The organism is Psychrobacillus sp. PGGUH221 (assembly GCF_042055255.1).
In the GTDB taxonomy this organism is placed as follows: domain Bacteria; phylum Bacillota; class Bacilli; order Bacillales_A; family Planococcaceae; genus Psychrobacillus.
This window is the reverse complement of record NZ_JAQMHQ010000023.1, coordinates 1-9,639: the sequence shown is the minus strand read 5'-3', so window position 1 is coordinate 9,639 and position 9,639 is coordinate 1. Positions and strand designations below refer to the sequence as shown.

At 31.7% G+C, this 9,639-nt stretch carries 13 protein-coding genes; all 13 read left to right on the top strand.

The annotated features are described in order from the left end of the window. A partial coding sequence (locus PGC35_RS21900; protein WP_375220705.1) for an HAD hydrolase family protein occupies positions 1-491 on the top strand: 491 nt, incomplete at its 5' end. Positions 492-676: 185 nt separating this feature from the next. Beyond that, positions 677-1,054 carry a hypothetical protein gene (locus tag PGC35_RS21895; protein WP_375220704.1) on the top strand — a complete coding sequence of 126 codons (378 nt, stop codon included), beginning with the start codon at positions 677-679 and terminating at the stop codon, positions 1,052-1,054. A 257-nt stretch (positions 1,055-1,311) separates the two neighbouring features. After that, the gene (locus PGC35_RS21890; protein ID WP_375220703.1) at positions 1,312-1,968 is read left to right on the top strand and encodes a Type 1 glutamine amidotransferase-like domain-containing protein; all 657 of its coding nucleotides are present in this window, start codon (positions 1,312-1,314) and stop codon (positions 1,966-1,968) included. Positions 1,969-2,376: 408 nt separating this feature from the next. Next, positions 2,377-2,826, top strand: coding sequence for a hypothetical protein (locus PGC35_RS21885; RefSeq protein WP_375220702.1), 450 nt, complete (start codon positions 2,377-2,379; stop codon positions 2,824-2,826). Positions 2,827-3,408: 582 nt separating this feature from the next. Further along, complete coding sequence (locus PGC35_RS21880) at positions 3,409-3,975, top strand: hypothetical protein (RefSeq protein WP_375220701.1); 567 nt, start codon at positions 3,409-3,411, stop codon at positions 3,973-3,975. A gap of 161 nt (positions 3,976-4,136) precedes the next feature. Continuing rightward, positions 4,137-4,460: a hypothetical protein gene (locus PGC35_RS21875; RefSeq protein ID WP_375220700.1), complete on the top strand. Its 324-nt coding sequence runs from the start codon at positions 4,137-4,139 to the stop codon at positions 4,458-4,460. A 15-nt stretch (positions 4,461-4,475) separates the two neighbouring features. After that, complete coding sequence (locus PGC35_RS21870; protein WP_375220699.1) at positions 4,476-5,036, top strand: hypothetical protein; 561 nt, start codon at positions 4,476-4,478, stop codon at positions 5,034-5,036. A gap of 151 nt (positions 5,037-5,187) precedes the next feature. Beyond that, on the top strand, positions 5,188-5,985 hold the full coding sequence (locus tag PGC35_RS21865) for a class I SAM-dependent methyltransferase (protein WP_375220698.1): 798 nt from the start codon (positions 5,188-5,190) through the stop codon (positions 5,983-5,985). 274 nt (positions 5,986-6,259) lie between these two features. Continuing rightward, on the top strand, positions 6,260-6,913 hold the full coding sequence (locus tag PGC35_RS21860) for a hypothetical protein (RefSeq protein WP_375220697.1): 654 nt from the start codon (positions 6,260-6,262) through the stop codon (positions 6,911-6,913). 536 nt (positions 6,914-7,449) lie between these two features. Next, positions 7,450-7,965, top strand: a complete 516-nt coding sequence (locus PGC35_RS21855) for a DUF4279 domain-containing protein (RefSeq protein ID WP_375220696.1) — start codon at positions 7,450-7,452, stop codon at positions 7,963-7,965. A 506-nt stretch (positions 7,966-8,471) separates the two neighbouring features. Then, positions 8,472-8,723, top strand: a complete 252-nt coding sequence (locus tag PGC35_RS21850) for a hypothetical protein (protein WP_375220695.1) — start codon at positions 8,472-8,474, stop codon at positions 8,721-8,723. After that, positions 8,684-9,043 (top strand): hypothetical protein, encoded by a 360-nt coding sequence (locus tag PGC35_RS21845; protein WP_375220694.1) that lies wholly within the window; start codon positions 8,684-8,686, stop codon positions 9,041-9,043. Before PGC35_RS21850 ends, PGC35_RS21845 begins: the two co-directional genes overlap by 40 nt. Before the next feature lie 200 nt (positions 9,044-9,243). Next, positions 9,244-9,447, top strand: a complete 204-nt coding sequence (locus PGC35_RS21840; protein WP_375220706.1) for a DUF4083 family protein — start codon at positions 9,244-9,246, stop codon at positions 9,445-9,447. Positions 9,448-9,639: the final 192 nt, after the last annotated feature.

The window sequence follows — 9,639 nt, the reverse complement described above, 5'->3', positions numbered from 1 at the left end:
CATTACACAATAACGGATTGTCTTTCTATACTGAAGAATTTAGTATGAATGGTGTAACTGAAGATGGAATTTTAAGAGCATTGAAGGAAACATTATCTCTGAATGAGTATCCTGAAACTAATAAATTCATACATAATCAAGATGTATTTTTATTATGTTTGTTTGCCAATGATGAAGCAGTTGACAAGTACATTCATGAATTTCCGCATCTAACATTCAAGAGATGGCATCCTTATGTGTTGAACGTTTTGAAGGAGGATGTATCCAAGTCATTAGCTATCCTAAAAACTTTAGAATTTTTTGGTATAGACAAAATGGATGCTATCGCTTTTGGAGATGGAGAAAATGATATTGATATGTTGGAATTAGTAGGGTTAGGGATAGCGATGGGAAATGCTAACGATACATTGAAAAATGTGGCTGATTTCGTTACCAAAAAATCCAGTGATGATGGTATTGAATATGCATTGAAAAAATTTATGATAATCTAGAACAGTAATCCTTACTTTTGAATCTTAAATAAACTTTTTTTCTTCTTCAACTAACAGGTGCTTTACTTCAAGAAGGGGTAAAGCATTTTTTCTTATTGAACTAACGCAGCAGGTTAACAAAATGAAGGAGAAAAATATTTACATCTCGAATTTATTAAATGGAAAAAAGAAAGAGGGGGAAATATTTGTTTATTATTCTTGTTAAGTTTCTATTACCCGCTGTTTTATTGTTCTATCTTCTTCTTAGAACTTTAGAGAAAAAAGATAGTAAATCAAAATCGACACTTGTTTTATTACTTACATCTTTGGTCTTTAATACAGCATTAGCACAGAACTATAATCATAGCTTAATTCCATACCCAGAAAGTGATGGTTATTCTGTTTCGAATTCGTTGGCATATTATGTTTTTGGTGAAGATCATTTCGGACACTGGAACTCCAATTTATTTAAGACTGGATATGAAATATCAATCAACGTTACGATGATATTGTTGGTTATTTATATTGGCTTCTTAATATTTGAACGTAGAAAAAATGGCAAAGAGAACATTATTAATAATTGAATTGAAATTCCTTATTAAACTGAAGGGTGCTTTAGTTAAACACGGCCATCATATTTCGCTGGTCTATTTTTACGTCCAAAACATCCAGTAGACTTTGGTAAACCATTGTGAAATATTACACTTAAACTAACGAAGCAGGTTAGTTGAACAGTGTTGTTTAAATTGTGTTTAACAATCGGGCATATTGAGAGTGACAAGAAAACGGAATGAGTGACGCAAGGAATAAATGTTATTTACATTTTGCTGAGGGGGTACTTATGAAAACTCACTATTATTTAGGTTGGTTTAACAATTTTTTTCCAGAGAATCTGGGTAGGGCGTTACAGGAGGATATAACTGATAGAAAATCGCTTGCAATGATTAGCTCGAATCCATCTGTTTTTGAAGATGATGGTGCTACTGAACGGTCGTGGCTCGATCAGACTGGCATTATGTTTGATGAGTATCATTTAATTAATTACCACGTACAGAAGGAAGATGCCCAAACGATAATTCAAAATGCTTCCGTCATTTTCTTGTTGGGTGGCAATATTCTTAATCAAAATGGTTTTTTGATGGAATATGAATTATCGGATTCGATTAAAAAAAGCGACGCCGTTGTAATGGGAGCAAGCGCTGGAGCAATCAACATGTCCGCTAAATGGTTATGCTCGAAAAACTTTGGAGATGAAGTTGAAATGAGCTCTGTTTACGATGGAATCGGTCTTGACAATTTTTCCGTCCTGTCTCATTTTGATCTTGAAAATAACATGGCACTGGTTCAAAGCGAACTATCTCCCCTATCGGAAGAAATAAATATTTATGCGTCGAACAAAGATTGCGCAGTACGTGTAAAAGGAGACAAAATCGACGTTTTTGGCAATGTATATTTAATTTCCGACTCAAAGATTCAGAAATTGGATGAGACGCTCTAGTTCTAGCGAATCGCTATGGCTTAATTGAATTAATCTCTTTATGCAACGTCTCTATTTTAAATTTAGTGAAGGAGAACTGGCGCGAGTGTTGAATATGCGTCTATTTTTCTACTTCACCTTTCCGCAAAATATTTAGTTAAAGTAATTAAATTCTAATTGAACTAACGGGTGCTTTAGTTAACAAGACCATCATTTTGATGGTCTATTTTTATGTCTAAAACATCAAGAAGATTTCGGCGACAAATGTGAAATGTTACACTTAAACAAACGCAGCAGGTTAGTTGAACAAGAATGTAGAAAATTAATCTGAATAAGCGAGAAGGAATTTTATAAGTTTAGGTTTAGCAATAATATTGGTACCTATATTAAATTCATATTATTAGTAGAAATGTTAATGGGGGAATTTTTATGGAATCAGATTATCAATGTTTTATTGATATCCGTTTCAGAGGCGGAGATATTCAGTTTGACGTTTCGAGTGACACACAGTTGTTTAGTTTTAAATCAGGTATAGGTTTTGTGGCAATACCACATTTTCTCTCAACGCTTTCTTCACTATATAAGGGAGAAATCAGTGAGGCACAATTATACTGTCATGGAAACTCAGATTACTATAAATTTACCAGTGATAGTGCAAACCTTTTTATTGAACATATAGGTCATTATCCAGAAGGTATATTTAAATATAAATTTAAGCTAAAAGAATATATAGAAGCTATTGATACAGGATTTAAAAAATACCTACAACAACTAGAAAAGGAAGGAATATTACCTTTAAAAACTCAAGAAATTGGTCATCCATTAGGTGATGATGTATTAAATGCTTTTTATAATTTTTCATCACTCTTAAACCGTTAATTTATAAAACTATTTAGGTTGTTCAACTAATGCGGCAGGATAGTTCAATAAAAAGATAAAGACAACAACAAGTAAATTACTAGAATGGAGTGTTGTAATTGAAAGTTTTTTCTAAACTTTTTACAAGTACAAATATTAGTAGTATGACTATGTTTCTTGGGTTTTTGATTTTATATAATATTATTTCAGATATAGAACCTAACATATTTGTTATTGCAATAATTACAATACTTTTTTGGGTAGCTAATTCATTGCAAGTTATCAAAGAAAACAGGAAGTAGCACATTGATACCTCCTGTTAGTTGTTATTAAACTAACGGGTGCTTTAGTTAAACTGGACCATCATTTGGATGGTCTATTTTTATGTCCAATACATCAAGTAGGTTTCGGCGATCCAATGTGAAATGTTACACTTAAACTAACGGGGCAGGTTAGTTGAATAAGAAGGTTTTTTTACTATTGTGTTGAATAAGTTAATATATGTAAATTATTAAACAAAAGGGTTGCTTTACTTCAAGTCTGAGATGGCACTTATTTTTGAACTAGCGTAGCGGAATAATTTAAGAACGGAGGGGGGAAGTAATGAGAAAGTTATTTATTGGTATAGCAATAACAACAATACTTTTAACTGTGTTTCTAATATATAATCACAAACAACTCCCCACTAAAGATGGTGTATTTAAAATTACAGAAAACTGGTCTCCAGCAACAGAGGAAGTCTATTTAGTGAGAAAAATAGATGAGGAATGGTTAACTATTTTTAGAAATACTCATTCAATTATGCTTGGTCGATTAGAGCAAAATTGGTTAGGATTTTGGGTGTTAAAAGATGATAATAAAGTTGAAGGTACATTAGCTTCAACTCACCATCCACCTATACAAGAAGACGAATTTACTTGGGGTGTGTCACTTGCAGGAGAGGGAAAACCATCATATTATTTTGGGCAGATTATTAATCCTGAAATTAAGAAAATAGAAATAGAAACACAGAAAAACTTTTTTGAAAGTGCTTTATTAATTATTTCAGGTCAAACTCGTTTTTTCTATAAAAAATTAGATGGAGAAGTAGTAATGCCTATAAACATTAATGGATATTCTGAAACTGGAAAGTTAATTTATTCTACAATTAAACCAATCAAAGAGGATTAATGAAATTAAGAAGTTATTCAACTAACGGATGCTTAAGTAGTAGACTAGTGAGTTACAATGTAGCTCTTTTTTCTTGTTCAACAACTTAGCAGTTTAGTTTAAGAAAGCAAATTAATAAGTTTGATTTTTTGTTGTAATCTTTATAAGGAAGAGGTGTTATTTTGAAGAAAAGATATATAGCTCTTCTTATTGCATTTGCGATAGTTATGAAAGTAATATGTGTATATTTGTTTTTTTTCTTTTGGGAAATGAAAGTTCAAGGAGAGTATAGGAAATATGATAAAGGAGTTACTATTGAGGTAAATAATTTGAGTAATCAAAGTCTACCTGATCTTATATTTTCATATAGCGTCAATCAGACGGATTTTAAAGAGGTAGGAACGATAAAAAGTCTAAAAGCTGGAGAAACAACCCAAATAACTGGTTGCAGCGAAGAGATAATATCGAGTGATACAAGCTTATATTGCATTAGAAAATTAATCTGAATAGGGGGAAAGGAATTGAAAACACAATATTTTGTTCAATACTCCCATGATAGTATAATTAATCGTTTTCTCATCCCAAAAGAAACGTTTACATCTATTAGTATTGGAATTAGAGATGTAGGATCCGATTTTATTTTCACAATGGTTCAAAATATGTTTAGCTTTCCTATTTTCTTTGTTTTGGAAAACGATATTTTTGAACAAGGGAAGAGTATCATTTCGGAAAGGAATATCTCTTCATATAAATTCTCTTCTGACGGTTTTATTATCAAAATTGAGTCGGTTGATACATTGGAAGCAATCTGTGACATATCAGTTGATTTAGCTTTGAATGGTATAAGCGTGTTTATTTTCTACGGACAAGGGCTTTATGAGGAAGATTTAGTTCCATCGAGTCAATGGAATAAACCTATTGAATTTAAAAGCCTAGATTTTCAAAAAGTCAAAACATTTATTGATGTAAGCGAAGTTGGAACTACTATATTTAGCAGGAACAATAAGTTCAACTCACCCAGAAAAGTTTCACACTTTATATCAGCATCCTACTCTCTTGATGTAGAGAACAGCGACATATAAGAACAAATAAGTGATTATCTTGTTGTGCTAACGGGTGCTTTAGCTGAAGAACACGAGTTGCTTTAGGCAGCTCTTTTTTCTTATATTAAACAAAGGCAGCAGTTTAGTTTAAGAGGAAGATTTGAAGAGCTTAATTAAGGGGGATAATTGAATGAAAGTTTATGGAGACGATTTATTTAAAGGCACAGCTTGGTATTATTCACGATATAGACCATTATATTCTGCTACTTTAATTAGATATTTAAGAAATAAGTTTTCTTTAGATGGGAATGGCAACATGCTGGATTTAGGATGCGGTGATGGGCGATTATCACTAAGGTTCGCTGATTGGTTTGAAAAAATAGTAGGATTGGATACAGAATCTGAGATGATTCAAGAGGCTGAAAGAATCAGTAAGGAAATTAGGGTGGAAAATACAGAGTGGTTTAATGGGGATGTTGAAAAATATAGACGAAATAACAACACGACCTTTAGATTTGTAACTATTGCAAAGGCATTTCACTGGATGGATAGACCTCAGGTTCTTGAAAGTTTATACGAAATGGTTGCTGTTGGTGGTGGAATAGCTATTATAGATAACTACTCTCCTAATGAAGTGCTTCTACCTTGGCAGCAGACAGTTCAAGAAGTTGTAAAACATTGGTATGGGAATGAAAGAAGAGCAGGGAATATTACATACAGTCATCCAACAGTTAGCCATCAGGAAATTATATCAAGTTCAAAGTTCGACCTAGAAATTCATCAAATACCTACTTATGAGCAGATATGGACACTGGACTCTATAATCGGAAATCACTATTCTACTTCTTTTGGTGCTAAACGGTTTCTAGGAGAAAAAGTTGACTTATTTGAAAAACATTTAAAAGAGGAATTATTAGCAATTGATAAAAATGGTGTGTTTAAGGAGCAAATAAACACGTCGGTTAAACTTGCTCTAAAAAATATATAAAGATTATCTTGTTCAACTAACGGGTCTTTAGTTAAACAAGACCATCTTATCGATGATCTAATTTTATTTCCAATACATCATGAAGACTTCGGAGATTCATTGTGAAATGTTAAACTTAAACTAACGGTGCAGTTTAGTTTAAGTAACTTTAAAAGGGATTATTGCGAATTTAATAGAATTATTGACATAGGTTGAGTTTTTACTAACAACGGCTTAGTTGAAGAAGAAATTATAAACATATAGGTAAGATTAATATAATATTTGGGGGATTTAAATGCAGAAAAAAAGGACTTTATTATTAACAACTTTTAGTATTATTCTTTTGTTATCAGGTTGTATAAATAAAACAGTGGAAAACAGTGGTAAATTGGATGAAAAAAACGATATGAAACAACTTATTGAAGAGCAAGAAATTCAAATAAAGGAACTAGAAAAGAAGAATGAGGAACTTCAAGATACATTGTCTAGTATTAAAACTGATTTAAACTATACGAAAGAGGAAGCAGATTATTATAATCAATTGATTGATGAACTTATTAGTGATTATAGTGAAGCTCAATTGGAAGACCTAGCGAAAAAGTTATGGGATTATGAGTTAGAAGTAAATGGATTAGCTGTACCGAAAAACGGTATAGTAGAGGTACAGAAAAACATAATTGAAATTTCTTTGATACAAAGTCAACCAGCTTATGTTGTTTTATCAGATGACATTTTTATTCGAGGAAAAATCAGTGACAATTATAATGACCATTTAAAATTTAACTCTAATCCTTCTGAAACATATTACACTGATGGGACAGTTGTTACTGGAGTACATCACAAATTTGTCAATGTGGAAAAAGGGGCGACTATTTCATTCTCCATCACAGAAGAATTAAAGAAAAGATTGGGATTAGATATCTCGGAGATTACTATAAAAAAGAATTAAGTATTTTATTAAGTTTCTTAAGCTAACGGGTGCTTTACTTCAAGAAGGAGTAAAGCCTTTTTTCTTATTGAACTAACGCGGCAGGTTAGTTCATTAAGAAAAATATTAAAATAACGAAAAAAGGAGTTATTGAATGAAGAAAAAGATTAACATAGGGTCATTTATCTTATCAATAATTTGCATTTTATTATTTCTTCTTGTTACATTTTCAGGTCTAATTGATTATTCCGCAGCAGGTTAGTTGAAGATATGGACGCGTGAAGTAGTTAATGAACTAGAATGGCTGCTTAAAAACATAAAAATTTGCCGATCCTTTACATTATTGGGAGTGGCGAATTACCAGTTTTACTAATTCTTACGGATACACTGGTGGTGCACATGAGTTTAAATATGCAGTTTTAGGAAAAAATGCTCCAATATCACAATACAATATTTACTATAGTAAAACTACACGTGAAGTATTTTTACTTAATAGTCAAAATGTAAGAACGTCAACTGGATACTATTATACCAACTAAAGAGAGTGATTTGATTTAATGGAGAAAGTATTATATGTAGGTTTTAGGGTTTGTTCTTTGATAGAGGAAGGAAATCCAAAAAATCATTTTAATCCTAAAGAAATATCCAAACTGCTTGGTACTGTTCCTACTCATCAGCAGGAATATCAACCAAACTTTCAAGGGAATCCTAGAGAACTTATACCAGGTACATCTCTTAGGGCGTCATGGATTTATCATGTAGGTGGAAAATATGAGATTTCAAGTGGGGATGAACTATTTTTTTTCGTGGAAGAATTGATGGAACAATTATTAAATGAAGTTCTGACGGAAAAAAATCGAAACCATATCAAAGAATTAAGAAAACGTTACAACTTTACATGTGAATTGCACATTCACCACTTTACTGATTCCGAATACATCAATTTAGTCTTAATCCCTGAAAATTTGATTAAGGCTCTTGCAGATATTGATGCACATTTAGAGTTTCATGACCATAAGAAGCCAATCAATGAATACAGGGCATATGATTACAAGAAAATCTTTGAACTATAGGTTAAAAGAACGTCCACACGGGCGTTCTTTTTATTATTTTTATTAGAGAAACGAGGGGGAAGTGTGAATGACATCGAAGGGGAACACAATGGATATTTGGCAAGATGCAGTTAATAAAAGATTAGATGGTCACGATGTTCTTATACAATAAATTCGCGATCAACAATTATTAGATGGCCCTGAGATACTGTGTATATAAGTGCTACGGCTCCCCCGGTTATTCCAACTATAAAAGCATTTGTTATAGCTCGACGCGTCCACTTGGTATCATCTTTTATTTCCTTAATATCTTCTTTCAGAGTCTTGATATGTTAAAGGAAAATGTTGACTGATCATATTATGATATGACGACACCTGCACCATATTTAAAATTTTTTTAATAAATCCAATATAATTGGATATTTATGTTAATATGTGAATAAGATTGTGAAGAAATGTACTTAAACTAACGGGGCAGGTTAGTTGAACAAGGAATAGTGATAACTATCGAAGTAGGAGAGATGGAAGTGAAGTTTAAATATTATCTTAGTGGAATAGGATGGGCTACTTATATTGTTGAAGTTAATGGACAGAAATTAGAATTTACAGCTAGTTATATAACAGATTGTTTATCTGACTTTCTAAGGTCACTAATGCATTTAAATTCTTTTTGTGTACCGAAAGATGAGATAAAAAAAGAAACTGAGTGTGAATGGGAGGGTGAACCAGAGGGTATTATTTGGTCTTTCGAATTAAAAGAAAAAAATATACTGAACTAAAAGCCGTGTATTATGAAGATGAATTTAGTAAAGACAAAACTAAAACACTAATAAAAACGGAATACCCTTATGATGATTTTATTATGATTGTGTTAAAAGAAATAGATGCACTAATAAAGAGACACGGAATAATTGGTTACAGAGAAGAGTGGTATGATTTTGATTTTCCTTTAACCACTTTTTTAAAACTAAAACATTATATAATCCATAAACAAAAATACCCTATACAAGAAGTAAAAGGAGAATTTGATATAGAGACAAGAAGTAACTTGAAATTTGATTTAGAATTATTATTGCAAGAAATCAATAATCCTTCTTAAGCTAACGGGTGCTTTAGTTAAAGATCATCGGACTGTAAACGTAGCCTTTTTCTTATTGAACTAACGCAGCAGTTTAGTTGAAGAAGGAATGACTAATAAAGAGTCTATTAACAATGAAAAATGGTAAAATGAAGGAAATAAGGAATGTGAGAGGTAATGTTAAGTTGTACTTGACCATTTCTATACAAGGGGATGTTTTAATGTTTAATGTGGGAGACATTATTTATCAGGTTATAGTATTGGGGCTTATCGTTTTATTTGTAGTATCGTTCACCTTATTTCTAAGGAGATTACTCTTGAATCAACAGGCAAAAAAGCATCAACTTAATGAACTTGAAAAAAAATTGGATAAAAAAATAGAGTTAATGGATAAGGGTGAAAATGAATTTTCTTTAAGAAAATAATAGTTGTGAAACATTTCACTTAAACTAACGGGTGCTTTACTTCAAGAAGGAGTAGAACTTTTTTTACTAACGGGGCAGGTTAATGTAATAAGAATTTTTTTCTAAGCAAGAAGGGTTTTCACTGTGTATTCCGGAATAGTTAGTTTATAAGTATATTTTTAACTTAATTAACATTGCGAATGGAGTTTTTGA

Excerpts from the sequence above, each read along its gene's own strand:
- PGC35_RS21890 (WP_375220703.1), top strand. The coding sequence starts at position 1,312 with ATGAAAACTCACTATTATTTAGGTTGGTTTAACAATTTTTTTCCAGAG.
- PGC35_RS21885 (WP_375220702.1), top strand. The coding sequence starts at position 2,377 with ATGGAATCAGATTATCAATGTTTTATTGATATCCGTTTCAGAGGCGGA.
- PGC35_RS21880 (WP_375220701.1), top strand. The coding sequence starts at position 3,409 with ATGAGAAAGTTATTTATTGGTATAGCAATAACAACAATACTTTTAACT.
- PGC35_RS21865 (WP_375220698.1), top strand. The coding sequence starts at position 5,188 with ATGAAAGTTTATGGAGACGATTTATTTAAAGGCACAGCTTGGTATTAT.
- PGC35_RS21860 (WP_375220697.1), top strand. The coding sequence starts at position 6,260 with ATGCAGAAAAAAAGGACTTTATTATTAACAACTTTTAGTATTATTCTT.
- PGC35_RS21855 (WP_375220696.1), top strand. The coding sequence starts at position 7,450 with ATGGAGAAAGTATTATATGTAGGTTTTAGGGTTTGTTCTTTGATAGAG.
- PGC35_RS21840 (WP_375220706.1), top strand. The coding sequence starts at position 9,244 with ATGTTTAATGTGGGAGACATTATTTATCAGGTTATAGTATTGGGGCTT.